The 25,779-nt window shown below is 73.7% G+C and carries 25 protein-coding genes and 1 pseudogene; 15 read left to right on the top strand and 11 right to left on the bottom strand.

Annotated elements, in window-relative coordinates; translation table 11 throughout:
• Window positions 1-44: 44 nt before the first annotated feature.
• From HUT10_RS08185 to HUT10_RS08170, 4 genes are all read left to right on the top strand, one after another.
• Window positions 45-2,192: an FUSC family protein gene (locus tag HUT10_RS08185; RefSeq protein ID WP_176170614.1), complete on the top strand. Its 2,148-nt coding sequence runs from the start codon at window positions 45-47 to the stop codon at window positions 2,190-2,192.
• Between the two features lie 116 nt (window positions 2,193-2,308).
• Complete coding sequence (locus HUT10_RS08180) at window positions 2,309-2,806, top strand: hypothetical protein (RefSeq protein WP_176170613.1); 498 nt, start codon at window positions 2,309-2,311, stop codon at window positions 2,804-2,806.
• Complete coding sequence (locus HUT10_RS08175; protein WP_176170612.1) at window positions 2,803-5,643, top strand: M48 family metalloprotease; 2,841 nt, start codon at window positions 2,803-2,805, stop codon at window positions 5,641-5,643. Before HUT10_RS08180 ends, HUT10_RS08175 begins: the two co-directional genes overlap by 4 nt.
• Before the next feature lie 87 nt (window positions 5,644-5,730).
• The gene (locus HUT10_RS08170; RefSeq protein ID WP_176170611.1) at window positions 5,731-6,708 is read left to right on the top strand and encodes an L-threonylcarbamoyladenylate synthase; all 978 of its coding nucleotides are present in this window, start codon (window positions 5,731-5,733) and stop codon (window positions 6,706-6,708) included.
• Window positions 6,709-6,720: 12 nt separating this feature from the next.
• Here HUT10_RS08170 and HUT10_RS08165 read toward each other — a convergent pair whose 3' ends face one another.
• The gene (locus HUT10_RS08165) at window positions 6,721-7,362 is read right to left on the bottom strand and encodes a carbonic anhydrase (protein ID WP_176170610.1); all 642 of its coding nucleotides are present in this window, start codon (window positions 7,360-7,362) and stop codon (window positions 6,721-6,723) included.
• Between the two features lie 211 nt (window positions 7,363-7,573).
• Here HUT10_RS08165 and HUT10_RS08160 point away from each other — a divergent pair, with 211 nt between their 5' ends.
• On the top strand, window positions 7,574-7,885 hold the full coding sequence (locus HUT10_RS08160) for an STAS domain-containing protein (RefSeq protein WP_176170609.1): 312 nt from the start codon (window positions 7,574-7,576) through the stop codon (window positions 7,883-7,885).
• Between the two features lie 20 nt (window positions 7,886-7,905).
• Here the strand turns inward: HUT10_RS08160 and HUT10_RS08155 are convergent, their stop codons facing one another.
• The 3 genes from HUT10_RS08155 to HUT10_RS08145 form a co-directional block, all read right to left on the bottom strand.
• Window positions 7,906-8,292, bottom strand: a complete 387-nt coding sequence (locus HUT10_RS08155; protein WP_176170608.1) for an STAS domain-containing protein — start codon at window positions 8,290-8,292, stop codon at window positions 7,906-7,908.
• 147 nt (window positions 8,293-8,439) lie between these two features.
• On the bottom strand, window positions 8,440-8,922 hold the full coding sequence (locus tag HUT10_RS08150) for a MarR family transcriptional regulator (protein ID WP_254896757.1): 483 nt from the start codon (window positions 8,920-8,922) through the stop codon (window positions 8,440-8,442).
• Window positions 8,923-9,080: 158 nt separating this feature from the next.
• Window positions 9,081-9,542 carry a MarR family winged helix-turn-helix transcriptional regulator gene (locus HUT10_RS08145; protein ID WP_254896756.1) on the bottom strand — a complete coding sequence of 154 codons (462 nt, stop codon included), beginning with the start codon at window positions 9,540-9,542 and terminating at the stop codon, window positions 9,081-9,083.
• 129 nt (window positions 9,543-9,671) lie between these two features.
• Between HUT10_RS08145 and HUT10_RS08140 the strand changes: the two genes are divergently transcribed.
• From HUT10_RS08140 to amaP, 7 genes are all read left to right on the top strand, one after another.
• Window positions 9,672-10,844, top strand: coding sequence for a PP2C family protein-serine/threonine phosphatase (locus tag HUT10_RS08140; protein ID WP_254896755.1), 1,173 nt, complete (start codon window positions 9,672-9,674; stop codon window positions 10,842-10,844).
• A 129-nt stretch (window positions 10,845-10,973) separates the two neighbouring features.
• The gene (locus HUT10_RS08135; protein ID WP_176170607.1) at window positions 10,974-11,441 is read left to right on the top strand and encodes an Asp23/Gls24 family envelope stress response protein; all 468 of its coding nucleotides are present in this window, start codon (window positions 10,974-10,976) and stop codon (window positions 11,439-11,441) included.
• On the top strand, window positions 11,438-11,746 hold the full coding sequence (locus HUT10_RS08130) for a hypothetical protein (protein ID WP_176170606.1): 309 nt from the start codon (window positions 11,438-11,440) through the stop codon (window positions 11,744-11,746). The genes HUT10_RS08135 and HUT10_RS08130 overlap by 4 nt, the downstream gene beginning before the upstream one ends.
• The gene (locus HUT10_RS08125) at window positions 11,743-11,919 is read left to right on the top strand and encodes a hypothetical protein (RefSeq protein ID WP_176170605.1); all 177 of its coding nucleotides are present in this window, start codon (window positions 11,743-11,745) and stop codon (window positions 11,917-11,919) included. Before HUT10_RS08130 ends, HUT10_RS08125 begins: the two co-directional genes overlap by 4 nt.
• Window positions 11,916-12,290, top strand: a complete 375-nt coding sequence (locus tag HUT10_RS08120) for an Asp23/Gls24 family envelope stress response protein (RefSeq protein ID WP_176177725.1) — start codon at window positions 11,916-11,918, stop codon at window positions 12,288-12,290. Before HUT10_RS08125 ends, HUT10_RS08120 begins: the two co-directional genes overlap by 4 nt.
• On the top strand, window positions 12,287-12,814 hold the full coding sequence (locus HUT10_RS08115; protein ID WP_176170604.1) for a DUF6286 domain-containing protein: 528 nt from the start codon (window positions 12,287-12,289) through the stop codon (window positions 12,812-12,814). The genes HUT10_RS08120 and HUT10_RS08115 overlap by 4 nt, the downstream gene beginning before the upstream one ends.
• On the top strand, window positions 12,811-13,383 hold the full coding sequence (gene amaP, locus HUT10_RS08110; RefSeq protein ID WP_176170603.1) for an alkaline shock response membrane anchor protein AmaP: 573 nt from the start codon (window positions 12,811-12,813) through the stop codon (window positions 13,381-13,383). Before HUT10_RS08115 ends, amaP begins: the two co-directional genes overlap by 4 nt.
• A 71-nt stretch (window positions 13,384-13,454) precedes the next feature.
• Here amaP and HUT10_RS08105 read toward each other — a convergent pair whose 3' ends face one another.
• The 4 genes from HUT10_RS08105 to HUT10_RS08090 form a co-directional block, all read right to left on the bottom strand.
• On the bottom strand, window positions 13,455-13,931 hold the full coding sequence (locus tag HUT10_RS08105; protein WP_176170602.1) for a DUF2690 domain-containing protein: 477 nt from the start codon (window positions 13,929-13,931) through the stop codon (window positions 13,455-13,457).
• Between the two features lie 17 nt (window positions 13,932-13,948).
• Window positions 13,949-14,416: a hypothetical protein gene (locus tag HUT10_RS08100; protein ID WP_176170601.1), complete on the bottom strand. Its 468-nt coding sequence runs from the start codon at window positions 14,414-14,416 to the stop codon at window positions 13,949-13,951.
• Window positions 14,417-14,749: 333 nt separating this feature from the next.
• Window positions 14,750-15,142, bottom strand: a complete 393-nt coding sequence (locus tag HUT10_RS08095) for an STAS domain-containing protein (RefSeq protein ID WP_176170600.1) — start codon at window positions 15,140-15,142, stop codon at window positions 14,750-14,752.
• 141 nt (window positions 15,143-15,283) lie between these two features.
• Window positions 15,284-15,895, bottom strand: a complete 612-nt coding sequence (locus HUT10_RS08090) for a TetR/AcrR family transcriptional regulator (protein ID WP_176170599.1) — start codon at window positions 15,893-15,895, stop codon at window positions 15,284-15,286.
• 93 nt (window positions 15,896-15,988) lie between these two features.
• Between HUT10_RS08090 and HUT10_RS08085 the strand changes: the two are divergent.
• A pseudogene (locus HUT10_RS08085) lies at window positions 15,989-16,783 on the top strand (NAD(P)-dependent alcohol dehydrogenase); the annotation flags it as partial.
• Between the two features lie 240 nt (window positions 16,784-17,023).
• Here the strand turns inward: HUT10_RS08085 and HUT10_RS08080 are convergent.
• Together HUT10_RS08080 and HUT10_RS08075 are read right to left on the bottom strand one after the other, a co-directional pair.
• Window positions 17,024-19,894, bottom strand: a complete 2,871-nt coding sequence (locus HUT10_RS08080) for a LuxR family transcriptional regulator (protein WP_176170598.1) — start codon at window positions 19,892-19,894, stop codon at window positions 17,024-17,026.
• Between the two features lie 76 nt (window positions 19,895-19,970).
• Complete coding sequence (locus tag HUT10_RS08075; protein ID WP_176170597.1) at window positions 19,971-20,597, bottom strand: LuxR C-terminal-related transcriptional regulator; 627 nt, start codon at window positions 20,595-20,597, stop codon at window positions 19,971-19,973.
• A 303-nt stretch (window positions 20,598-20,900) separates the two neighbouring features.
• Between HUT10_RS08075 and HUT10_RS08070 the strand changes: the two genes are divergently transcribed.
• Together HUT10_RS08070 and HUT10_RS50685 are read left to right on the top strand one after the other, a co-directional pair.
• On the top strand, window positions 20,901-24,197 hold the full coding sequence (locus HUT10_RS08070; protein ID WP_176170596.1) for a hypothetical protein: 3,297 nt from the start codon (window positions 20,901-20,903) through the stop codon (window positions 24,195-24,197).
• Window positions 24,198-24,212: 15 nt separating this feature from the next.
• On the top strand, window positions 24,213-25,325 hold the full coding sequence (locus HUT10_RS50685; RefSeq protein WP_254896751.1) for a lytic transglycosylase domain-containing protein: 1,113 nt from the start codon (window positions 24,213-24,215) through the stop codon (window positions 25,323-25,325).
• Window positions 25,326-25,378: 53 nt separating this feature from the next.
• Here the strand turns inward: HUT10_RS50685 and HUT10_RS08060 are convergent, their stop codons facing one another.
• Window positions 25,379-25,777: a PAAR domain-containing protein gene (locus HUT10_RS08060; protein ID WP_176170595.1), complete on the bottom strand. Its 399-nt coding sequence runs from the start codon at window positions 25,775-25,777 to the stop codon at window positions 25,379-25,381.
• Between the last annotated feature and the right edge of the window lie 2 nt (window positions 25,778-25,779).

Genomic DNA, 25,779 nt, shown 5'->3' with positions numbered 1-25,779 from the left:
GATGACCGGCCCGTGATCAGCGGGTTCGCGGCTATGCTCGCCGCGTGGCGATCGACTCTCCCGCAGTGAAGACCCGCCGGAGCACGCCCCGGGACTGGGTGCCGCAGTGGTCGGCGGGCGCTGCGCTGCGCGCGATCCGGGCGACGCTGGTGGTGCCCGCCCTCTTCGCGTTCAGCGTCGCGGTGATCGGCAACCTGCAGGTGGCGACGTTCGCCGCCTTCGGCGGGTTCGCCACCCTGGTCTTGGCTTCGTTCGGCGGCGACTGGCGGGAGAAGCTGCGCGCGCACTTCGGGCTCGCCGTCGCGGGCAGCGTCCTGCTGGTCGTCGGGACCGTCGCCAGCGCGTCGCTGCCGCTGGCGGCGGTCGTCACGCTGGTCGTGGTGTTCCTGGTGCTGTTCAGCGGGGTCGCGGGCCCGAACGCGGCGACCGGCGCCCCCGCGGCGCTGCTCGCCTACGTCCTCCCGGCGGCCTCGCCCGGCACGCTGGGCATGGTGCCCGACCGCCTCGCCGGCTGGTGGCTGGCGTCGGTCGTGGGCACCGCGGCCGTCCTGCTGCTGTCGCCCCGATCTCCCGCCACCGCCCTGCGGGACGCCGCGTCCCGGTCGGCCGGCACCCTCGCCGGCTACCTGGACGCGGCCTTGCGCGGCGACCCGGAGGTGCAAGCGGCCAAGGAGGCGGCCGTCGAGGCCAAGCACCAGCTGATCGACGAGTTCACCGCCACGCCGTACCGCCCCACCGGGCTGGCCGCCGAAGACCAGGCCCTCGACAGCCTGGTGGGCCTGCTCGAATGGTGCTGTTCGGTCATCGCCGACACCCTCGGCGAATACCCGGACCTGAGCCGGGCACCCGAGGTCGAACGGGAACTCCTCGCCGAGACCAGCGCGTGCCTGCGAGCGGTCGCCGGTCTGCTCGCCGACCGGCCCGGTGCCTTGGACCCCGGCGAGCTGGACCGCAAGATCGAGGCGAGCGTGGCGTGGCTGCGCGGCATGGGCTCCGGCGATCCCGGTTACGCCGACGCCGTGCACCTGTCCTTCCACGCCCGGACCGCCGCTTTCGCCGCCCGCGCAGCGGCGGTCGAAGCTCGCGCCGCGACGCCCGGCAGCCGCCGCAAACGCTTTCCCGGCAGCCTCTCCCTGACGTCGCTGACCCGGGTGGCGTCACCTCAGACGAGCCTGCGGTCGGTGTGGTTCGTCAACAGCCTCCGCGGCGCGGTGGCCCTGAGCGCCGCGGTCGTCGTCGCCGGCGCGAGCGGCGTCGAGCACGGCTTCTGGGTGGTGCTGGGGACGCTGTCGGTGTTGCGCGGCAACGCGGCGGCGACCGGGTCGACCGCGTTGCGCGCGCTGGCCGGCACCGTGCTGGGGGTCGTCGTCGGCGCGTTGCTGCTGCTGGTCATCGGCACCAGTACGCCGGCGCTGTGGATCGCTCTCCCGCTCGCGGTGCTGGTCGCTTCCTACGCGCCGGGCGCCCTGCCTTTCGTGGTCGGCCAGGCCGCCTTCACCGTGACGGTGGTCGTGCTGTTCAACCTGCTCGCCCCGGCCGGGTGGCGGATCGGGGTCGTGCGGATCGAAGACGTCGCGATCGGCTGCGCGGTGTGCCTGGTGGCCGGCGCGCTGTTCTGGCCCCGCGGCGCCCGGGCCGTGGTCGCCGACGACCTCGCCGACAGTTTCCGCACCGGCGGTGCGTACCTCGCGACGGCCGCGCACTGGGCGCTCGGCCTCCGCCACGACCCGCCCGCCCCGGCCGCGGCGACCGCCGCCGGCGCCCGGCTCGACGACGCGCTGCGCGGGTTCCTCAGCGAGCAGGGCACCAAGCACGTCCCCAAGCCTCTCCTGTGGCGGCTGGTCACGGGCACCGTCCGCGCCCGGCTGACCGCGCACTCGCTGGCCGGGCTCCCGAACCCCCACGTCGAACCCGACCCGTTCCGCCTGCTCCTCGGCGAGCAGGCCGGCCAGCTCGCCGCCTGGTACGACCACCTGGCGTCCCGCCTCGACCGCACCGACCACGGCGACGTGCCGATGCTCGCCCCGCCCACGTTCCCGGAGCTCCTCGAGCAGCCGGGTGCCTCGGTGCGCGACCTCGCCTGCGCGTTGTGGGTCCACGAGCACATCAAGCACATCGCCGCCCGGCTCGCCGAACTCGTCGAGCCCGCCGGTGTGGTGGCGGCCCAGCGCCATCGCCCGTGGTGGCGGTAGCTCCGGCCGTCTCGCCGGTGCGGTCTCGAATACCCCCGTTGTAACTCTCGGCGCGCGCGTGGCGACTGACTGCCCGTGCTGATTTCGCCGAGTGGACTCGAGGAACGGGTGGCCGGATGACCGAAATGACCCACCCGGAGGGCGTTGACCGTGAGCGGGTGGCGTCGCCGGCCCGTCTCGTGATCGCGTTCGCGGATCTCGCCCGGGATGTCGTCGCCGAGGTGGCGCCCGACCAGTTGCCCTACTTCGCGCTGGTGACGGCCGAGTGGGCGGCGGGCAAGGATCCCCGCCGGCCGGGCGGTACCTGGTCCGGTGGCGAGATCGGCTCCGGCGGCGCGTTTTCCGTACTCGGCGACGTGATCCTGCCGCTGCTGACCGGCACCGCCGCGCAGGTGCTGGGCGCGGCGGGGTTCGCCGGTCTGCAGCGCCGCCGGTGGCGCCGCCGCCGTCCGCGTCCGGCGCACCTCGTCCTGGACGTCTCGCGGATCGGCGAGATCCGGGACGCGTGCGTCCTCCACGGCCGGACGCTGGGACTGAACGAGGCCGAGGCGACGCTGCTGGCCGATGCGGTGCAGGCGGTCCTGCGCCGGACGGCGGACGGCGAGCGCTCTTGATCTCCTGCGTACCCCCGGCCCGCGAAGAGTCCGTTTCCCTGCGCATCGCGCCTGCGCCGCCGCGTCTGTGGTGGGTGTACGTCCTGGTCACGCTCGCGCTGGCCGCCACCGGCGCGGGCGCTGCCGAGGCGCTGTTCGTCACCCACGACTTCGGCGACTACACCGCGGCGCAGGCTTGCCTGGCCCGCAACGGGATTTCCGTCTCCGACGGGCAGCCGACCGCGTCGATGGGCCCGAGCTACGCCGACTGCGCCCGTGGCTACGACCGGCGGCTCGGGTTCACCAGCCTCGCCGGCGCCGCCGTGCTCCCGGCGACCGCGTGGCTGCTGATGGTCGCCGGTGGCCTGGCCACCCGGTGGAGGTTGCGCAGGAGCCGGCTCGCCGGCGTCCCGGCGGCCGACCTCGACCGGCTGACCGAACGCTTCACGGCGTTGTGCGAGAGCCAGGGCCTGACCGCGCGTCGGCAGCCCAGGCTGGTCCTCGCCCCGCCCGCGACACGTGTCACCGACGCGTTCACCACCGGCCTTCCGGGCGCGCGCTCGTGGGTCGTCGTGCCGCAGGCTTACGCCTACGGTGGCAGTGCCGCGTTCGACGCGGTCGCGCTGCACGAGCTGGGTCACGTCCGCGCCCGGGACGTCCGGTGGGCGTCGGCCGCCTGGTGGGCCGGCTGGCTCGCCGTTCCGGCCCTGGTCCTCGCGCTGCTGCCGATCCTGGACGTGCCGGCGACGATGTGGAGCTTCTACGGCGGATCGCTGGTGGTCGCCACGGTCACCGCTGGTGCGCTCCTGGCGGTCCGCGCCGCGCTCCTGCGGCAGCGTGAGCTGGCCGCCGACCGGCACGCGGCCGAGGCGACGGGAAATCCGGACGCGATGGCCGTCGTCCTCGGCGCCGGCATCGCCCGGATCCGTGGGGTCCGCCGGGTTTTCGCCACGCACCCGCCGGCGTCGGACCGCCTCGCCCCGGGCGGGCGCGAGGGGCGCTGGGACGGCGGGTTCGTCTACACCGCCGCCGCGGGTGTCGTGGCGATGCTGACCTACCACGGTGTGCACGCCGTGCTCGGGAACCTGCTCGGGTTCGTCGACACCGATCCCCGGCTGCCCGCCGACGTGGCGATGGCCGTCGCGGCGCTGCTGTGGACCGCGGTCGTGCTGCCGGCGTGGACCCGCCGGGCAGCGCTGCCCGAGCCGGGGTGGGCGGGCTCCTGGGCGGGCGCGGTGGCCGGGCTGGTCGCCGGATTCTGCCTGCAGGTGCCGGGCGCGGCCGCGGCGATCACCGCGTTCTTCGCGCCCGAACGGCCGCTGCTGGTTCTGGCCTTGGCGGTGACCGCGTTCGCGATCGCCGTCTTGACGTCGGCGATCGCCACCCGGCTCGCCGAGCCCGCGGGCAGCACGCTGCGGCGGCGGGTGAGCTGGGCAGGCGGTTCTCTCGCCGTCGCGGTCGCCCTGACCGCGACCGTCAGCGGGACGGTGTCCTCGGTGGCGACCTTCCTGCTGTTCCCCGACCCGGCGATCGCCCGCGGGCACGTCATGGGCCTGGGCAGCGATCGCGCGTGGCAGTACGCCCCGGTCGTGATCCTGGCCGGGCTCGTGTTCGTCACCCTGCGGCAGCGGTGGCGCCGGCCCCGGCGGGTCAGCGTGTCGGTGGCCGCGGCGACCGCGGTGATCGGGGGCGCGGCGGCGGCGCTGTCCGGGCTGCTGCGCCTGCAAGCCGGGCAGAGCAACGACGTCCGGTACCTGCTGGCCTCCCAGCGGTGGTGGATCTGCGCGTTCGCGGGCCTGGTCGCGGCGGTGGCCGTCGTGCTCGCGAACCGCCGCCGCGGTGCGATCCTGGCCGGCGTGCCGTCGGCTTCGGTGATCGGCCTGCTGGTCACCGCAGCTGCGGGGGCCATCCAGTACACGGCCGTGCGGATCGCCGGGTACGCCCGGGAATCCTCGGTGTTCCAGCAGTCGGTGCAGGTGCCGGGTTGGCTGCTGCTGGTCGCGCTGATCGTCACCCTTCCGGTGACGTCGCTGTTCGCTACCGCCTGGGCGAGCCGGGCCCCGCGGCGGGGAGCGGCCGCGTGGACCGTGGGCTCCGGGGCTGTCACGGTTCTGCTCATGGTGGCCCTGATCAGCGGCCGGCTCTCGGCGGTCACGGTCACCGAGCAGGACTACGCGGCCGGGCAGGCGGTCCTCGCGCCGTCCGCGCCGACGCCGGTTCCGGCCGTCCCGGCCGCATCGCCGGACCACGGCCGCCCGCTCGACGAACCCGCGGCCAGCGCGGCACTCGGCCGTCTGCCCGCCGTCCTCCCGGCCGATGCGAAACCCGAGGACAGCGAACCGTCGACGTCGGTGCCGGTGACCCCGCCGGACTGCGACGCGGCGGACAAGAGATTCGCCGCGCTCGAGAAGGCCCAGCCTCGGACGGCCGACGTCGAGCGCAGCTACGCGTTCGCCGCGCCCGGCACCGTCGGCGGAGCGCACGTCACGGCATCGGTCACCTCCTACACCGGCGTCGAGGACCTGTTCCCGGCCATGGACGAGGCCACGCGCGCGTGCACGCACTTCCGCATGCCGCAGAAGATCTACGACGGGGGACACCTCGACGGCGTCCTCACCCCGGGAGCGGCTCCCGCGTCGCCTTATCCGGCCCGTATCCGCAACCGGTCGTTCACCGGACGGTTCCACGGAAAACCGGCGGTCGTGATCAGCCGTGAATACAGCGTCCACATCGGACACAACCTGGTCGACGTCGAGGTCTTCTACGGGTACATCCGGACGCCACCACCGCAGGCGGTGCTGGACCAGGCCGACCGCATCCTGACCGACGCGGTGACCGAACTCGCCGGAACACTGTGAGACACGGGCGCGGCGGCGTCGAGCACGGCGAAATCGGCCAGCATCTACCCTGGTACCGGAAGCGTCGGGTAGCAGGAAGGTTCGAAAGTGACAGTGAACGCCGTCGACATCGGCAAGGCGGCCGGCGTGCTGCGCGCCGGGGGATTGGTCGCCGTCCCGACCGAGACGGTGTACGGGCTGGGCGCCAACGCGGAGGACCCGGCCGCGGTCGCGCGCGTGTTCCAGGTCAAGGGCCGCCCGCCGACCCACCCGCTGATCGTCCACCTCGCCGGCGCCGAGCAGCTGGGTGACTGGGTCGCCGAGGTGCCCGAGACGGCACTGGTGCTGGCCGGGCACTTCTGGCCGGGGCCGCTGACGCTCGTGCTGCGCCGCGGTCGCCGGGTGCCGCTGGAAGCGACCGGCGGGCTGGAGACGGTCGCCATCCGGGTGCCCGCCCACCCCGTCGCGCTCGAGCTGCTGTCGGCCTTCGGCGGCGGTGTCGCGGCGCCCTCGGCCAACCGCTTCGGCTCGGTCAGCCCGACCACGGCGGAGCACGTCCGGGCCGAGCTCGGTGACGCCGTCGACTTCGTGCTCGACGGTGGCCCGTGCGACGTGGGCGTCGAGTCGACCATCGTCGACGCCACCGGCGACACCCCGAGCATCCTGCGGCCCGGTGGGGTGACGCCCGAGGACCTCGAAGCGGTGCTCGGGCGCCCGGTGGCGACCGGTTCGGCGAGTCCGATCCGGGTTCCCGGGCAGCACCCGTCGCACTACGCCCCGCGGGCGCGTGTCGTCCTGGTCGAGCCGGGGGAGATCGCCACCGCAGCGCAGGCCGCGCAGGAGCAGGGGCACCAGGTGGGCGTCTTTCTCCCGCCCTCCTGCGCCGACGTTCCGGTGAAGGCGCACGCCGTGGTGGCGGTTCCGGAGTCGATGGCCGGCTACGCGCGCGGGCTGTACGGCTTCCTGCGGGAGCTCGACCAGCTGGGGTGCGACGTCATCATCGCGTCGTTGCCGGCGGAGGAGGGGCTGGGTCTCGCGATCGCCAACCGCCTTCGCCGCGCGGCCGGGCCCCGCGAGCTCCGGTGACGGGCGCCGGGGTCAGGACGGGGAGCCGGCGGTGACGTCGAGGCCGCGGGCCGCCACCACGTCCGCGCGGCCGTCGGCCAGCCGGTAGCACAGGCCGACGACCGCGGTCTGGCCCGCGTCGACCCGGTCGGCGAGCACGCGGGAGCGCTCCAGCAGCAGGTCCACCGTGTGGCGGACGTGTTCGGCGAGGATTTCGCCGGGTTCGACCCGCCCGGCGGCCCTGGCCGCCAGCACGCTGGGCGTCACCCGCTCGACGACGTCCCGGATGTACCCGCCGGGGGTCACCCCGTCCTCCAAGGCGGCGGAGGCGGCGCCGACCGCGCCGCAGGAGTCGTGGCCGAGGACCACGACCAGCGGGCAGTCCAGCACGGCCACGCCGTATTCGATGCTGCCCAGCACCTCGGAGCCGGCCACGTGCCCCGCGGTGCGGACGACGAACAGGTCACCCAGACCGCGGTCGAAGATGATCTCGGCGGCCAGCCGGGAGTCGGAGCACCCGAACAGCACGGCGAACGGGCGCTGGCCGGGCGTGACCTCGGCGCGGCGGGCGGCGTCCTGGTTCGGGTGTTCCGGGGTGCCGGCGACGAAGCGCCGGTTGCCCGCGAGCAGCAGCTCGAACGCGCCGGCAGGGGTCAACGAATCGATCTCGGCCATGGCTGCAGCCTAAGCCAGGCCCCACGCCCGTGCCCGGCAACGCGGGAGTCGCGGAAACCGGACCGGCGGGTGATTCCGGCGCGGACGTACCCATCCGGGTGGTAACGCGCGGCGAATCCCCCGAGATACCCGAAGCGACAGCTGCGCAGCTCGCGACCCGGTGCTTCCCGCCGAGATGCGTCGAGGCTGCTCGGCGGAAGAGGACGGGCACTTGAGTACTGTCGTCGATCCCCACGGGGATCCCGCCACCGACGTGCTGGTCCTGCGCGGTGCCGGGGACCTCGCCGACGCGCACGCCGCGGAGAAGATCGTGGCGCCGGCCGCCGCGGCCGATCCCGCGACCGCCCTCGTCCTGGACCTGGCGGCGGTGACCTACCTGACCACGGAAGCCGTCGTCCCGTTCGTCGCACTGGCCCGCCGCTGCGCCTCGGAGGGAACGTCGTTGCGCGTGGTGGCCTCCGAGCCGGTCCGGCGCAAGCTGGCGAGCCTGGGACTGCTCTCCACCTTGGTGCTGGGCCCGTGAAACGGCGCGAGTGCCGCCGGCTAATCGCCGTGACCGCGAACCTCCGGCGCGCCGAAGCGCTCGACGGCGGCGTCCACGGTCCGATGGATGTCGAACAAGTCGTCGACCCGGGTGATCGCCAGCGGCCTCAGCACGCTGCGCTGGGTCGCCACCAACGCGACGTCGATGCCCGCCTTCCCGGCGGCTTCGTGCAGCCAGGCCAGCGCGGAGAGACCGGCCGAGGCGAAGAACCCCACGCGGCTCAGGTCGACCACCAGCGCCCGGGGATTCCGGGCGAGCGCCGCCTCCATGGCCGCACGCAGCGTCGACCGCACGACGTGATCCACGTCGCCGCCCACTTCGAGGACCGCGATGTCGCCGATCGATCGCACGGCGGCCGCCGGCATCGGCGGGTGCCCAGGTTTCATGAGCTGTGCTCCGAGGGAAAGCCGGTTCTGTCGACCGGGAACGACGACGGCGTGCTGCACGCCACGGCTGACGGCTGAACCGCGACCTCAGAACGACCTGGCACGGCGGGCGACCACCACGTCAGTTGTCATATGACAACAGTGAGCCTAGAGTCCCGCCGCGCGGTTGTCATCCTCGGTCAGATCACGATTGGCTGCGGCCTGGAACGCGCGCAGCCCGGTGGCGAGGGCGTCTCGTTCCTCGGCGGTCAGCGCGGCGAGAACGCCGTGCAGGCTTTCCCGGCGACGTGCCCGCAGGTCCTGCAGGTAGGCCCGGCCGCTGTCGCTGAGGCGCAGGACCAGCTCGCGGCGGTTCCGGGAATGGGGGAGCCGTTCGACGAAGCCCACGGCTTCCAGGCGGTCGCACAGCCTGCTGGCCAGCGGCGGGGTGGAGCCGAGCAGTTCCGCCAGTGTCCGCAGGTTCAGCCCTTCGTAGCGGTCGAGCGCGACGACCGCTCGCACCTGCGACACCGACAGCGGCCGGGGAGAAGCGTCACGGGCCCGCTCGAACAGGATTTCGAGCAGCTCCGCGGTGTCGGACACGGCCTCGGCCACCTGGTCGGCAGCGCGTGTCCTGCGCGAACGGTTCACCGCGTTCACTGTGGCATCCCTAGGTCGAGCCGTCGACGCAGCCTATCGTGCGCTCTCACCCGATCGGAGCGGCCTCCGGCTCGGAACGACACCACCGCGTGGCGATCCACCGCCGACTGTTGTCACATGACAACAGTTGTCGTACGGTGTCCGCGTGGTCAGGAATCTACCCCTCGTCCGCGGCGAGCGGCGGCGCGAAACGCGCTCAGCCCGGCGGACAGAGCCTCGCGTGCTTCGGGAGGCAGCGCGGCGAGCACAGTCGCGATGTGCTTCTTCCGGCGCGCCCGCACCCGGTTCAGGTGAGCCCGTCCGCGTTCACCCAGCCGCAAGGACAACTCGCGGCGACTGTGCTTGCTGAGCGTGCGTTCGACGAATCCGGCGGCCTGGAGGCGGTCGCACAGGCGGCTGGCCAAGGGCGGCGTGGTCCCGAGCTGCTCGGCCAGCGAGCTCAGGTTGATGCCTTCGTGGCGGTCGAGCACCACCAGGACCCGGAACTGCGAGGCCGGTAACGAGTCCTCGGAGACCTGACGGGCGTAATCCCACAGGAACCCGAACGAGTCGACCAGGTCGGCGGGCTCGGCCGCGGCTGCGTCAGCCTGCCAACGTGTCGACCGGTCCACAGACCCGATTTTCGCACCTCAATCCCCGTCCGGCAGCGCCACGAGCGATCTTCGGCCTTTCCGAAGAGCCGGTTCGGGCCGACATCGACAGGAGCCCCGCCAGCCTCGGGCTCCGAGGAGGACACCGCGGTGAAGACGACGGCGGTCGACCGGCTGCTGCGCGAAGCCGCGCCGCACGAACTGCTCGCGGTGCTGCGAGCCGTGCTGACCGCGGGATGGGACGCCCAGGCCGTCGAACTGCTGCTCGCCGACTACGGCATGACCGAGCTGCAGCCGGTGGCGGACCTTCCCTACAGCAGGGATCCCGTGCCGGTGCGGGGGACCGCGCCGGGCGTGGCGTTCACCGGTCAGCAGGTGAGGTTCGAAAAGACCGCGAGCACGGTCACCGCGCACGTCCCGGTCTCGGTGCGCGGTGACCGCCTGGGTGTCCTGGCGGTCACCTTCGCGACCGCACCGGACCCGGCGGTGCAGCTCGAACTGTCCCGGATCGCCGGAGCACTCGCCCACGAGCTCCTGGTCGCCGGCCGGGACACCGACCTCTACCTGCAGGCGCGACGGACCAGCCGGCTCACCCTGGCCGCGGAGATGCAGTGGCAGCTGCTGCCGGGACGCTCCTGCACCCGGCCCGAGTTCGCGCTCGGCGGGCAGCTCGAGCCCGCTTACGCCGTCCACGGCGACAGCTTCGACTGGTCGGCGACGGCCAGGTCGCTGACCGTGACGCTGGTCAACGGCACGGGACACGGCGTCGACGCCGCCATGGTCACCCACCTCGCCGTCAACGCCATGCGCAACGCCCGCCGCGCCGGCGTGCCCCTGACCGCCCAAGCCGAACTCACCGACCAGGCCCTGCACGGCCACTACGACGGCCGCGAGTACGTCACCGCCCTGCTGCTGCAGCTCGACCTGGCGACCGGCGCGCTGGACGTCGTCGACACCGGTTCCCCGCGCGTGTGGCTGCTGCGTGACGGCGATGCCCGCCGCGTGTCCTTCGACGAGCAGCTGCCCCTGGGCGCCTTCGGCGACACCGACTACCTCACGCAGCGCCTGCAAGCCAGGCCCGGCGACCGGCTGGTCTTCGTCAGCGACGGCGTCTACGACGTCATGGGCCCCACCGGCGACCTGTACGGCGACGCCGGCCTCGCCCGCGCGGTCACCGACACCGCCGAACTCCCGGCGGCGCAGGTTCCGGGCGCCGTGCTGGCCGACCTGGCCCTCCGCCGCGCGGCCGGGGGGACGACCGACGACGCCATGGTCGTCTGCCTCGACTGGTTCGGCCCCGGCGCGAGCGCACCTGCGGGGTGAGTGGCGTGCTTCACACGATCGGGTCGTGACGATCTTCCCGCTCGGCTGTCTGTCCGGTGTGGAGGAAACAATCGAAGTCGGTTCCTCTGCCACCGCAAGACATCCGATCCGTGCGAAGGAGACACCACGATGACCGCTGCTGCCACCAAGGTTCCCGCGCAGACCTCTTCGTCCCAGCCCGCCGCGAAGACCGAGGGCGCGCTGGTGAGCGCCCAGGGCTCGACGTCGATCTCCGACGTCGTGGTGCAGAAGATCGCCGGCCTGGCCACCCGCGAAATCCCCGGTGTGCACGCACTCGGCGGGGGTGCGGCGCGGGCGTTCTCGGCGATCCGGGAGCGGATCCCGGGCGCGACCGCCTCGGCGGGCCAGGGCGTGTCGGTCGAGGTGGGGGAGAAGCAGGCCGCCGTCGACCTGCAGCTGGTCGTCGAGTACGGCGTCTCGATCGCCGACCTCTCGCGTTCGGTGCGCCGCAACGTGATCACCGCGGTCGAGCAGATGACCGGCCTGGAGGTCGTCGAGGTGAACATCCACGTCGGCGACCTGCACCTGCCGTCGGACGACGAAGGCGACAACACCGACACCGGCCGGGTGCAGTGACCCCCGAGCCCGACGCCGCCCGGATCGCCGCCGCCGTGCTGGCCGTGCCCGGCGTGGCCGGCCTGCACGGCGGCCGGTTCGGGGAGATCGCCACCCTCGACCCGCCGCGGCGGATCAAGGGCGTCCGGGTCCGCGACGAAGACGTCACCATCGCCGTCACCGCGCACTTCCCGGTGGTGGCCGCCGACCTCGCCGCGGCCGTGCGGGCCGCGGCGGGCGTCACCGGCCGGGCCGTGCACGTCATCCTGGCGGACCTCGCCGAACAGCCCACTGTGGAGCAGCAAGCGAAGGAGAAGGTGTCGTGAATTCCACCCAGCTCGGCCTCCTGACCGGCCTCGTGCTCGGCCTGGCCGTCGCCTTCGGCGGGTTCGGGGCGTTCGCCGCCGTCGCCGTCCTCGGCGCGATCGGGTTCCTCGTCGGCCGCGTTCTCGACGGCAAGCTCGACCTGTCCCAGCTGTCCGGGCGCGACCGGGGCTGAGCACCGTGACCGCCACCCTCGAACGCGGCACACTCACCGTCGCCGACCAGGCCGTGCAACGCCTGGCCGCCCACGCGGTGCGGGAAATCGACGAGGTCGGCGGCGCCGCCGGCCGGGTCCTCGGCGTCAGCCTCGGCGCCGAAGACCCCGACCGGTCCGCCAAGGTCACCGCCCACGTCACCGGCGGCGAGGTGGCGCTGGACGTGCGCCTCTCGATCACCTACCCGGCCTCGGTGACCCGGACGACCGAGCGGGCCCGCGAGCACCTCGAGCGACGCGTCGAGGAGCTGACCGGTCTCACCGTCACCCGCGTCGACATCACCGTGACCGCCCTGCACAGCCCCGTCGCCACGTCCCGGAGGGTCGAATGAAACGCCGTCCACGCCGCAGCGTCCCGGCTCTGCTGAGCGCGCTCGTGCTGCTGGCCGCGTGCGTGCTCGTCGCCGTGAGCGCCATCCAGCGCATCCTCGGCGAACGTCCCTGGATCAGCTACGACACGGTTGCCGCCACGCTGCACGACCTGCGCTGGAACGACATCGTGACCGCCGTCGCCGGAGGGGTTCTCGCGCTGGCCGGCCTGGTGCTGCTGCTCGCCGCGATCCTGCCCGGGACGGCCACCGTGCTGCCGCTGGCCGGGCGGTTCGATTCCGGCGTCGCCCGCGGCGGCTACCGCACGGCCCTGCGCACCGCCGCGGCCGCCGTCGACGGCGTCGCCGCGGCCCGGGTGAAGCTCGGCCGGCGGCGGGTCAAGGTCCGCGTCGACACCGCCCGCACCCGCCCCGACGGGCTGGCCGACGCCGTCCGCACGGCGGTCGCCGACCGGCTGGACCGGATCGGCCCGGCCGCCCGGCCCGCGGTGGCGGTGCGGGTCCGCGCCCCGAGGAGGACGACATGACCGACCTCAACCGCCCGGCCCGCCTCAACCGCACGGTGCTGGCCTTGCTCGGGCTGCTCCTGCTGGCCGCCGGCGGATTCGCGGTGGCGACGCACTTCGGGCGCTTGCGCGTCCTCGACCCGGCGGCCACGCTGGTGCCCGGCACGGCCGCACCGCCGACGTGGGTCTGGTACGTCACCGCCGCGGTCGCGGTGCTGCTGGGGTTGCTGGCGCTGCGCTGGATCCTCGCCCAGCTGACCCGCCGGCCGCCGACCCGGACGTGGCGCTTCGACACCGACCCGGACCGCGGCCGCACCGAACTGGCCGCCGACACCGCCGTCGCCCCGTTCACCGAAGAACTGCGCGCCCATCCCGGCGTCCACCAGGCGCGCGCGACATTGGCGGGGGCCCGCGAAGCCCCGACGCTGGCCCTCGTCATCACGCTGGCCCAGGACGGTGACCCGCAGGAGGTCCGCGAACACCTGGCGGCGGAGGCCCTGCCCCGGCTGCAGCAGGCGCTCGACCTGGAAGCCCTCCCGGTGAGCGTGGAGTTCCGCTTCGCCGCCGCCACCGGCCGCAGCCTCCGCTGACGGGTCGAGGGCCACGGCCCGGCCCTCCCGGATCCGCGGAACCACCGCCGATCCGGGAGGGCGTGAGGAATTCAGTAGCAGTCGTTGCAGCTGGTCACGTGCACCTTGGTGCCGCCGCGGGGCTGGTCGGACTCGAACCTCATCCGTTCACGCCGGGAGGACGACATCGCCGACCAGCCCTGGCGCGGTCCGTCCACGCACAGGCCCTGTGCGCTGCTGTACCGGCCCTGCAGGGTGTAGTGGCCGTAGTAGTCGATGTACCCGACCTCCAGCACGGGCTTGGCCCACTGGCAGTTGGTGGTGGTCATCCGGGTCCAGACCGTTCCGCACGTCGACGAGTAGCGGAGCTCGATGTAGTCACCCCAGTTGTCGGTGTACTGGTCGAGGTTCTTCGCGCCCGTCGAGCACCCCATGGCCTTCGGGTCCTTGCCGTTGCAGCTGTTGTAGCCGCAGCCGACGGCCAATGCCGGGGCGACGTCCAGCCCGAGCAGGCCGATGCCGGTGACCATCGCGACGCAGACAACGCGTCGAATCCGGGTGAATCGCATGCGTTCCTTCCTCCACATCAGGCGTGACACACGGACTGGTCCTTGCGGCAGGCGATGGAAGCCTTGTTCCGGTGGTCGACGTCGGTCAGCGTGATGTTGACCTGCTGGACACCCCCGGGCACGTCGGTCGCCAAGGGGAAGTCGTCGATGGTGCCGGTCAGGCACGCGCCGCGGACCTCCCAGATGTCGGTCACCCGCGTGTTCCCCTGGTAACCGGCGTAGGCGACGTCCACGCACTCGCCGCTCTTGACGGTCAGGGCCTGGTTCGAGAAGGTCACCGTCCTGCCGGAGGTCGACCAGCTCAGGTTCCCCGTGAGGTGCCCGACGATCGTGCCGGAGCTGTGCCGCACGATCACCTCGAACCCGGACGGCGCCGCGCTGGCGACCGGAGCCCCGGCGACGATGGCCGCCGCAGCCGCGGCGACCACGGCGACCGCTTTCCCCCGGCGGCCCGGGTTGCGGCGTGTTTTGGTGCTGATTCCCATCGTCGGTCTTCCTCTCGTCAACCGTGTTCGACTGGCGACGGAAGCCTCACAATGCTCACTGCAGTCGCGCTGCAGGCCTACGGAAAGTAGCTGGCCGGGAGCCCGCGGCATTCCGCGCGGCACGCACGGAGATCCGGGTCGCGGCACCGAGACTCCCGTGGCGCCGACGGCTCGCCTGGCCGAGATCGACGAAATCATCCCGCTGTCGTAGGCCCAGACGCTGCGGTGCGAATACTGCGCGGCCGGCGTCGACGTCATGTGGCGCAGTTACCTCGGCGAGCACGTGACGAAACTGGCGTTCTCCGCGGGCGATGTCGTGTCCTACCGGCTTCGTCAAGCTTGACCGTTCAGCCAGGCGTGCGCTCGCTCGAAGGTGGCGTGGACGACGACAACCCGGTCCACGGCGGTCACCTGCAGGGGCCGCAACACCGCGCGCTGGCCGGTGACAACGCAGAAGGGCACATCGGCCGCCTGCGCAGCGGCGGTCAGCGTGAGCAACCCGACGACACCGGCGGCCCCGAGGAAACTCACCTCGGTGAGGTCGGCGATCACGGCCACCCGTCGTTCGGCAAGCAATTCCTCGACGTGGTGAACGAACCTGGGCGCGGTGGCCATGTCGATCTCGCCGTCGACGGAAGCGATCAGCAATTCCCCCGCCCGCAAATGAGTGCAGTCAAGGGGCAATGGCAGCTCGCCCTGGCTTGGCCGGCGGAACGTGAGAGACACGGCATCGATCGTATCGGAAGGTGTGGGCTGCGGAGCATTGATAACGCCAACGGGTGATGTGAAAGTGTTTATTCGCGGCAGTGGTTCCGCCGGTGACAACAATTCGCTGCTGAACGTGCGCATCCCACCCCGCCTCCGCGGTCACGACGCATCCGGGCCTGTTTGAAAGCTGTCTGCAGGTCGGGCGCCGGCCGTGAGAACCGGCAGGGCCAGGCGATCGACGGCGTGCTCGAGAAAAGCGGCGTCCAGCGGGAGCCGCCACAGCCAGCGCATGAACAGCACGGACGCGACGACCTCCTCGAACAGTCCCGCGTCCACCGGGCCGGGCAGTTCGCCGCGTTCGACGGCGCGCTCGACCACCTCCTCCGGGAGCCGGGCGCCGCTGGAGAACCGGGTTTCCAGCTCGTCGATCAGCTCCGGGTCGGAAGCGCGGGCCTGCACCAGCCCGATCGCGAGCCGCCCGTCGAACCCGTTGAGCACTTCGGCGAAGCGCCGCGTGTGGGCGAGCAGGTCGCCGCGGAAGGTGCCGGTGTCGACCGACCACGACGTCCGGTTCCTCTGGTAGCGCGCCATGGCGGCGACGGTGATCTCCCGCTTGTTGCGCCAGCGCCGGTAGATGGTGGCCTTCGACGTGCCCGACCGGGCGGCGACGGCGTCGATCGTCATCGACACGTACCCGGCTTCGGCGAGCAGCTCCAGCACGGCGTCGAGGATCCGGGCGTCCCGGGTGGGATCCAAGGGGCGAACGCTCATGGGGTGAGCATATCAGTGCACGTCGAGGGCTTGAACGGTACGAAACCGTTTCGTACTGTAGGGTCGACGGCGACTCCGAGAGGAAGGGACACCATGACCGTCACCTCCTACGCGGCGCACTCCGCGGGCACCCGCCTCGAACCGTACAAACGCGAGCCCGGCCCGCTCGGCGCGCTGGAAGCCGACGTCCGCGTGACGCACTGCGGCGTCTGCCACAGCGACATCGGCCAGATCGACAACGAGTACGGCATCACCCGCTACCCCTGCGTCGCCGGCCACGAGGCCGTCGGCGTGGTCGAGGCCGTCGGCAGTGCGGTCGACACCGCTCTGCTGCCGGTCGGCACCCGGGTGGGTGTCGGCGCGATCGCCGGTGCCTGCTTCCGCTGCGCGTTCTGCCTCAGCGGACGGCAGAACCTCTGCCCGCAGCGCGACGACACGGTCATGCGCGGCGACCGCGGTGCCTTCACCGAACTGCTCCGCGTCTCCGACTGGCGCACTGCCTACCCCATCCCCGGCGCGATCCCTTCCGAACAGGCGGCACCGTTGATGTGCGCCGGTGTCACCGTGTTCGCGCCGCTGCTGCGCCACGGCGTCCGGCCGGTCGACCGGGTGGCCGTCGTCGGGATCGGCGGGCTCGGCCACCTGGCTCTGCAGTTCCTGTCCCACTGGGGGTGCGACGTCACCGCCATCTCGACCTCACGGTCCAAAATGGACGACGCCCTTCGCTTCGGCGCGAACTCGTTCATCGCCACGAGCGAAGACGGCGCTCTCGAGGCCGCCGCCGGATCGTTCGACTTCATCCTCTCGACGGTCTCGGCGAGCCTGCCGTGGAACGCTTATCTGAACCTCCTCGTGCCTCAGGGCCGGCTCAGCGTCGTCGGCGTCCCGCCCGAGGCAATCACGGTGCACCCGATGAGCCTCCTCCCGGCCGAGAAAACGATCTCCGGCGGCGTGCCGGCGTCCCGAGCGAAACCCGTTCGATGCTGGACTTCGCAGCCCGGCACGGCATCGGCCCCCAGGTGGAAACCTTTCCGGCCGCGGAAATCAACGCGGCGGTCGAGGTCGTCCGCAGTGGACGCGCACGCTATCGGGCCGTCGTCGCGTTCGCTTCGACGGCTCGATGGTCCGTCACGGCCGAGGAGGGCGTGGCGGCCCGCCGTCAGGGCCGATGACGGCCGGCCCCATGCCGCGGAGCTGGCGGCGGGACGAGATGCCGAGCTTGGCGAACACCTTGCCCAGGTGGTATTCCACGGTCTTCTCGCTCACGAACAGCGTGGCCGCGATCTGGTTGTTGGTCAGGTTTTCGTTGACCAGCGCGGCCACCTGGCGTTCCCGTTCGGTCAGTTCGGCGAAGCGCAGCAGGGGCGCCTCGGTGATCGCCGCCAGCGCCTGGTCGCAGCGCTCCACGAATGGCGCCGCGTCGAGTCTCACCAGGCGCTGGCGCGCTCTGCGCAACCAGACCGATGCCGCTCTGCCCTCGCCGCGGCGGTGCCGCAGCAGCCCGTAGGCCAGTTCCGCCTGCGCCCGGCCCAGTGCGTCGCTGTCGTGGTCGGCCGGGCGGGTGATGGCCTGCTCGAAGAACCAGCGGGCGCGCTGGGGGTCACCGGCGCGCTCGGCCAGCCGGCCGGCCAGCCACAGCTGGGTGGTGCGCAGGTAGCCCGCCTGCTCGGCGAGCCGGCCCAGCCGCACCAGCTCGGCCTGCGCCGATTCGGGGGCGGCGGCCTCCACCAGGGCCTCGGCCAGCAGCGGGCGCCACGACTGCTCGACCACCCACGGCAGCCGGCCGGCGGACTCGCCCGCGAACAGGTGCGCCGTCTCGGCGAAGAGGGCGATCACCAGCGCGTGGTCGCCCCGGGCCCCCGCCACCGCCGCCCGGGCAATGGTCAGGTACATCAGCCGGTGCTCACGGCGGACGCCCGGCACCTGCTCGATCCGGCCGATGTGGTGCGCGGCCCGCTTCCACCGCCCGCACACCGCGGCCAGCCGGGCCGCCTGCACCAGCGCGGCCGCGCCGGCGCCGGTGGGCAGGCTGCCGTCCCGGTCCATCCGCAGCGCCGTCTCCACCGCCTCGCTGGCCCTGGCCCAGCCGCCGAGCCGGAACTGCGCCTCGGCGAGCACCAGGGTGGCGCCGTGGTGCACGGTGTCGCCCGCCGGGTGGGTGGTCACCTCGAGCGCGGCTTCGGCCCGGACGGCCGCCTCGGTGAGCTTGCCGTTGAGCAGCAGCAGCGTCGCCCGGTCGAAGTCGAACACCCGCCCGGCGCCGAGCCCGCCCGCGCCGCGCAGTTCCGCGTCGGTGTGCTCCAGCACGGCCAGTGCGGTGCCCGGCCCGTCCCGGTGCAGCACCGCGAAGACCAGTGTCCGCGCGGTGCGCACCAGCACCGTGCGGTCCGCCTGGTCGGCGTGGTCGAGCACGAACCGGGCGTGCCGCACCGCCTCGTCCGCCCGGCCGAGCAGCAGCTGCACCCGGGCCAGGGCCGAGGCCGTCAGCAGGGCCAGCCAGCCGGGCACCACCCCGCCCTCGACCAGCGCGGGCAGGCAGCCCCGCAGCAGCGCGTCGGCTTCCGCCGGCCCGTCCGGGCGCCGGGCGAGCACCACCCCGAGCGCCGCGTCCCGCACCGGCCCCGGGTCGGTGCCGCGCACGGTCCGCTCGGCCTCGTCGAGGGAACCGCGCTCCCACCACACGTCCAGCACCGCGCCGGTGAGCACGGCCCGCTGGTGGTCCTCTTTGGCCGAGCTCAGGTCCGCGGCCCAGCGCAGGTACTCGACGGCCTGCTCGATCCGGCCGTCGAGCACCGCGGCGCTCGCCTGCGATTCCAGTTCGGCCGCCAGGGTCGGGCTCACCCCGATCGTCGCGGCGCGGCGGTGCCGCCACCGCCGCGCGTCCGCCACCAGTTCGGCGGCCGCGGCGTGCAGCTCGCGGCGGCGCGACGGCCGCAGCAGCTGGTAGACGCCGTCGGCCAGCAACGGGTCCGGGATTTCCAGCACCGACGGCAGATCCCGGGGCGCCCAGGTGAGCAGGCCCCGGCCGAGCAGGACTTCCAGTGCCGCAACGTGATCGGTGAACCCGGCGAGCTGCGCCACCTGGGTGATGCGGGCCGGGCTGCCCAGCACGGCGAGTGCGTCCAGCATGGTCCTGGCGTGCGCCGGCAGGCCGGCCAGCTGGATCTCCAGTGCGGCCACCAGCGACGGCGGGAGCACCGCGCCGCTCGCGTCGTGGTCCAGCTCCGCGCCGTCGATCAGGAGGTTCGCCACGCGGGGATTGCCCCCGGAGAACCGGGTCAGCCGCTCGGCCAGCCGCGCGTCCACCGGCCGCCCGTCGTTCCGGGCGAGGGCGAGGACCTGCTCGTCCGGCAAGGCGCCCAGCCGCACCGTCAGCGCGTCCAAAGCGGCCGCTTCCAGGTGCGGCCGCACCCGGCTGCCCGCCGACGGCGCCGGGCCGGCGACGGCCAGTGCCGAACGGCCGCGCACCGCCGAGGTGACGATCAGCAGGACCCGGCCCACCCGCAGCCGTCGCACCAGGAAACCGAAGCTCTGCAAGGATTGCTCGTCGCACCAGTGCGCGTCGTCCAGCACGATCGCCGCGGGGTGCACGCGCTGGATGCCGTCCAGCAACGTCAGCAGGCTGCGGCCGGTCGCGGCCGGCCGCGGCTCGGGCGAATCCAGGCGCGGGATGGCAACGCCCCGGGTGGCCGCGACGCGGCGCAGACCGGAGATGGCCTGGTCGGTCCCGCCGAAGCCGACGTCCCGTTCGGACTCGTGGCAGGCGATCCAGACCACGAGGAAGCCGGGCAGGTGGTCGACCGCCGCCCGCGCGAGGGCACTGCGGCCCATGCCGGGCTCGCCCTCGAGGTGCACGAGCGCCGGCTGCCCGCTGATCGCCGCCTTGGCGCAGTGGGCGATGGTGCGCAGTTCGCCGTCCCGGCCGGTCAGTCCACACGGGATGTCCCAGGCGTCTTCGGGCCATTCGCTGATGTCGAAGGAATCGTCGTCCGAAGTCACGGCTCTACCCGGTCGCCGCGCCGACCCCCCACCGGCCTGTGTGGCCGTCGTCTGCGGTTCATCGCCGTCCTTCGGGTCAGATAAGCCCTTCACGCATGGCGTAAGCGACCGCGTGCGACCGGTTGCGCAGGCAGAACCGGGTGGTCACGGCGTGCAGGACATTTTTGACGGTGCGGGAGGAGTACGCGAGCCGGGCCGCGATCTCGTCGGTGTCGAGCCCGTCGGCGACCAGGCGCAGGACCTGCGTTTCGCGGGTGGTCAGCCCGGCGAACGGGAGCGTGCGGGGCGGGACGCGGTCGCGCTCGTGCGCGGACACCTGCCGGAACAGCAGGTTCAGCAGCGTGGTCGGCAGTTCCGACTCGCCACGGGTGGCCTTGACCACGAGCTGCTCCAGCCGTCTCGGGGTGGCGTGCCGCCGCTCGATCACCGCGCAGATGCCGATCTCCACCGCGGCGCGCAGCTGGTCGTCGTCGAGCGCCGGGGTGACGAGGATGAACCGGCTGCACCCGGCGTGCCCGAGCTCGCGGGCCCGGTGCACGATCCGGTCGTCGATGGCGTCGACCGCGAGGACGACCACCGTTTCCGGGGTGATCGCGTCCCGGTCCACCAGGGTCAGCTCGGCCGACTGACCCAATTGCGCTGTCACCCCGAAACTGATGACCGGGTCGTCCGCCTCGGTCCAGACAGTGATTTTCTCGCCCATGCGAACGCTCCTCGAATCGTCCCCGCGTCCTGCGTGCGGACCCCGCCGCCCAGCTTGCCCCCGACGCGGACGGGCAGCCCTGGGGAACAGCCCCTAGTTCGTTCCCTAGCTTCGTCAGTCCACTAAACGCGTACCCCTAGGGCGAGGGTGCGCGATTCATCCGTACGGGGGCGGCCCCGGTACCGGTTGCCCGAACGCGCAGACGCTCTGCCCGATCCATTGGCTCCGAGTCGTACGTACCGGCGCACCCGCGAGGGGAGACTTCCGCCGACGGCTCCGCGCGCGAGGAAAAGGGGGACGACCATGCGAACTCCGGCGTCCGCGACGGCGAACCGGGCCCGGGTGTGGGCCGCAGGCGGCGCGCTGGCGCTGGCCGGTGCCGTGCTCCCGCTGACCGGCGACGCCGGCCCGGTGGCGCTGGCCGCGGCGCAGGGCCGGTTCGACTGCACCACCGGCGGCGGCAGCTACCCGGTCCCGGCCGGCACCACGCACCTGCTGGTCCGGGTGGCCGGAGGCGAGGGCGCCGACGCCGACGGCGGGGGCGGTGGGAACGGCGCGGTCGTCTCGGCGGTGGTGCCGGTCTCCGCCGGGCAGACCATCACCGTCTACGTGGGCTGCGGGCAGAGCGGCTACCACCGCGGTGGGGCCTCCGGGTCCGCCGGGAGCGGCCCGGGGTGCTCCGACGGCGTCCACAGCGGCGCGTCCGGCGGCGGCAGCAGCGCGCTGATCCGCGGCTCGAGCCGGCTCGTCGAAGCCGGGGGCGGCGGGGGCGGCGGGGGTGTCGGCGGGTGCAACGACGGCGGCGGGAACGGCGGTGCCGGCAGCGAGAAGGGCACCTCCGGCGGCAACGGCGGCTCCCACCTCGCCGGGCAGACCGGGGGCACCGGGGGCGCGGGCGGCGCCACCTCCGGCCCGGGCGGCAACGGCGGGAGCGGCGGGTCCTACGGCGGCGGAGGCGGTGGCGGGGGCGGCGGCTGCGCGGGTGGCGCCAACGGCACCGGCGGCAGCGGCAGCGGCGGCGGGGGTGGCGGCGGCGGGGGCGGCAGCTCCTGCAGCTCCGCCGCGAACACCGTCTACGAGAGCGCGGGCAACGACGGCGGCGGGAGCGTCACCATCGACCCGATCGCGCTGACGGTCACCAAGACGGCCTCGGCGGTCATCGACAACAACGCCGACGGCGTCCAGGACGCCGGCGACGCCATCCAGTACACCGTCACGATCGGCAACGACAGCAGCGTGGCGATCGGCGACATCGACGCCGTCGACACGATGACCGCGCCCTCCGGCGTGCAGATCCCGCTGTCCTGCCTGCCCGTGCAGCCGCCGACCACCCTCCAGCCGGGCAGCAAGCTCACCTGCACCGGCCAGTACACCCTGGTGGCCGCCGACCTCGACCGCGGCTCGGTGAGCAACGGGGTCACCGTCACCGGCAGGCTGCCCGCACTCCCGGGCGCTTCCACCGGCCTGCTCGTGACGGCCACGGCCGCGGTGACGAGCACCCTGGCCGACAACCCCAAGCTGGTGCTTACCAACGCCGTCTCCGGGATCGACGACACGAACGGCAACGGCCTCACCGACGCCGGCGACGTGATCGGCTACCGGGTCGAAGCGACCAACGCGGGCAACTCCACGCTCGCCGGCGCCGCGGTGACCGAGCAGGTGACCGGCGGGGCGACGCACGCGGTGCCGCTGACCTGCGACCCGGCCGCTCCCGGCCGGATCGTCATCACCGCCACGATGACCTGCACCGGCACCTACACGATCGCCCCCGGCGACGTGGACACCCCGGGCGGGACCATCACCGCGTCGGCCACCGCTTCGGCCACCAGCCGCGCCGGCGCCGGCACCACGACCGGCGCGGGCCCGGTGGAGACCAAGACCCGGCTGACCCAGCAGCCCGCGCTGACCACGCAGCTGACCGCGGCGTCCCCGGCCGACACGAACGGCGACGGCCGGGTCGACAGCGGCGACACGATCGCCTACACGGCCACCGTCACCAACAGCGGCAGCGTCACGCTCACCGACGTCGGCGTCACGATCGCCATGACCGCGCCCGCCGCGCCTGCCCCGGCTCCGGTGTGCACCCCGGCCGCCGGCTCGACCGTGGCACCCGGGGGCACGCTGTCCTGCACCGCGCAGTACACGATCACCCAGGCCGACGTGGACAAGGGCGAGGTGGCCGCGGCCGCGACGGCGACCGGGAAGTCCGGCGGCAACGCAGTGACCTCCCCGGCGGGCACGGCGACCACCCCGCTGAGCCGGACCTCCGGGCTCACCGTCAGCAAGTCGGTCTCCGGCATCACCGACGTCAACGGCAACGGCAACCTCGACGTGGACGACACGATCAAGTACGCGATCGCGGTCACCAACTCCGGCACCGTGTCCCTGACCGGGGTGTCGATGGTGGACCAGATGGCTTCGCCCGCCGGTCCCGACCCGGCACTGGCGTGCACGCCGAAGCAACCGGCCACACTGGCCGCCGGCGCGGTGCTCACCTGCACCGCCGCCTACAAGGTGACCCAGGCCGACGTGGACAGCGGCGGGGTGACCAACACCGCCACGGCCACCGGGGCGGCCCCGGGCGGCGACGCGGTCAGCTCGGACCCGGTCACCGTGACCGAGCCGATCACCGGCGCGCCCGCGCTCGCCATCGCCAAGACGGTCACCGGGATCTCCGACGAGAACCACAACTCGGTGACCGACGCCGGTGACGTCATCAGCTACTCGGTCGTGGTCACCGACACCGGCACCACGACGCTGAGCGCGGTGACGGTCGACGACCGGCTGACCCCGCCGGCCGGCCCGGCGCTCGCCCTGCACTGCTCGGCCGACCCGCCGGTGACGCTGCGGCCCACCGAGACGGTGTCCTGCACGTCGCAGTACACGGTCACCCAGGCCGACGTCGACAGGGGCAGCGTGGTCAACACGGCCACGGCGAACGCCAAGGCCCCCGGCGGCCGCAGCGTCACCTCGGGACCGGGCCAGGCGACCACGCCGCTGGCGAGCAAGGCCGCGCTGAGCGTGGTGAGCACGGTGACGTCGATCGAGGACCGCAACAGCGACACCGTCACCGACGCCGGCGACGTCCTGGTCTACGCGGTCACCGTGACCAACACCGGCAGCGTGACGGTGACCGGCGTGGCCCCGGTGATGACGCTGGCCGCGCCCGCGTCCGGGACCCCGCACCTCACCTGCGACCCCAGCGTGCCGGCGGCGCTGGCGCCGGGAGCGAAGCTGTCGTGCACCACGTCCTACCCGATCACCGCCGCGGACGTGCGCAAGGGCACGGTGACCGCCACCACCGCGGCAGCGGGCACCACCGCGGCCGGCGCCGGCGTCACCGCGGCGCCGAGCGTGCTCAGCACACCGGTGAAGGCCACCCCGGCGGGCGCGGCCACCGGGGCCGGTCCGGCCGGCAGCACCGCCGGGGCCACCGGCGGCCCGTCCGCCGGCGCGCGTCCGCCCGGCCGCCCGGGGCGGCTGGCCTACACCGGCGTGGCCGCCGGGCCCCTGGTGACGGCCGGTGTGCTGCTGGTCGCCGCCGGGACCGCACTGCTGCTGCTGACCACGGCCCGCCGCCGACGGCGAAGCCGGCGCTGAGCGAAGGGGGCGCCCGTGCACACCATCGACGAGGCCCGGGCCCGGCTGGCGGCGACCGCCCGGGCCCGCGACACCGCACTGGTCGCCGGGGCGGCCGCGCTGACGACCTGCCTGTGGGTGTCCACCGTGCTGGCGCTGGCCGTCCACCCGGTGCGCAGCGTCCCGCTGGCGGAGACGCGCCCGGCCGGCCCGCCGGGCGCGGCCGGCCCGGTCGCCGTGGCGGTCCCCGGTGATCCGGTGGAGGTACCCGCGGCGGTGCCCCCGCTCGGGGTGCAGCCCGAGCCGCTGCTCGCCCCGGATCCCACGGCGGGCGCGTCGGCGGCCTCGGACCTCTCGACCGGCGGCATCCCGCAGGTCGCGCTGCGGGCCTACCAGCACGCGGCGGCGGTGCTGGCCGCGCAGCGGGCCGCCTGCCACCTCGACTGGGCGCTGATCGCGGCACTGGGCCGGGTGGAGAGCAACCACGGCCGGTTCGGCGGGGCGGTGCTGACCGTGACGGGGCGGAGCGTGCCGCCGATCCGGGGACCCCGGCTGGACGGCGGGGAGTTCGCGCTGATCCGCGACACCGACGGCGGCCGGCTGGACGGCGACCCGGTGTTCGACCGCGCGGTCGGGCCCCTGCAGTTCCTGCCGCAGACGTGGCGCGCGATCGGCGCGGACGGCGACGGCGACGGGACGGCGGACCCGGACGACATCACCGACGCCGCACTGGGCGCCGGAAGCTACCTGTGCAGCGGCGGAACGGACCTGGCCGACCCGGCCGCGGCCCGGGCGGCGGTGTACCGGTACAACCACTCGGGCAGCTACGTGGCGCTGGTGCTGTCCCTGGCCGAGCGCTACCGGGCGGGCACGGCGGTCACCGGCGAGCCGGGCACCGCGCCGGCCTCGGGTACCGCCACCTCGGGCGCGCCGGTCCCGCCGGTGACGACGACGGCACCGGGCACGCCGCTGCCGCCGGCCACCGTGCCGCCGGCCACCGTGCCGCCGGTGCCGGCGACGACCGTGCCGCCGGCGACCTCGTCCGGCCCGGCAGCCACCACCGAAAGCCCGACGGCGACCACCACGGCTTCGACCGCGCCGCCGTCCGGCGCGGGATGTGTGCCCGTGCTCGGGTTGCTCTGCTTGTGAGCGGCGGCGATCGGCCAAGGCGCCCATGGTGTCCGATGTGGACGTTCGGTTATTCACGGTCCGATCTGGACGGTCGCCGCGCCCATGATCGTGCCGTTGGGCGCCGGGGCCGGGTCCGCGCACGTGAGGACCTTGTCGCCGATGCGGGCGGCCGGTTTGCCGCCGATCAGGACCGTGGCGCTGCCGCCGATGACCGTGCCGCGGTTGTCCGGTGGCTTGGCGAACGAGCCGGGGGTCGGCGGGACGTGCGGGGGCGCGTTGAGCGCGACCGAGCCCGCGGTGGCCGCCGGGCGGCCGCCGATCAGCACGCTCGGGCAGCAGCCCTGGACGATCCGGCCGGTGAACGGCAGCGGGGTCGGCGTGGGCACCGGACCGCCCGGGGAGGGCACCAGCACGATGTGCGTGTCCACCCCGGTCACCTGGTCGCCCTGCTTCGCCGCCGGCTTGCCCACCG

It is taken from the genome of Amycolatopsis sp. Hca4, assembly GCF_013364075.1.
Lineage (GTDB): Bacteria > Actinomycetota > Actinomycetes > Mycobacteriales > Pseudonocardiaceae > Amycolatopsis.
Note: the sequence above shows the minus strand (reverse complement) of the source record. Positions and strands in the feature narration are given on the sequence as shown.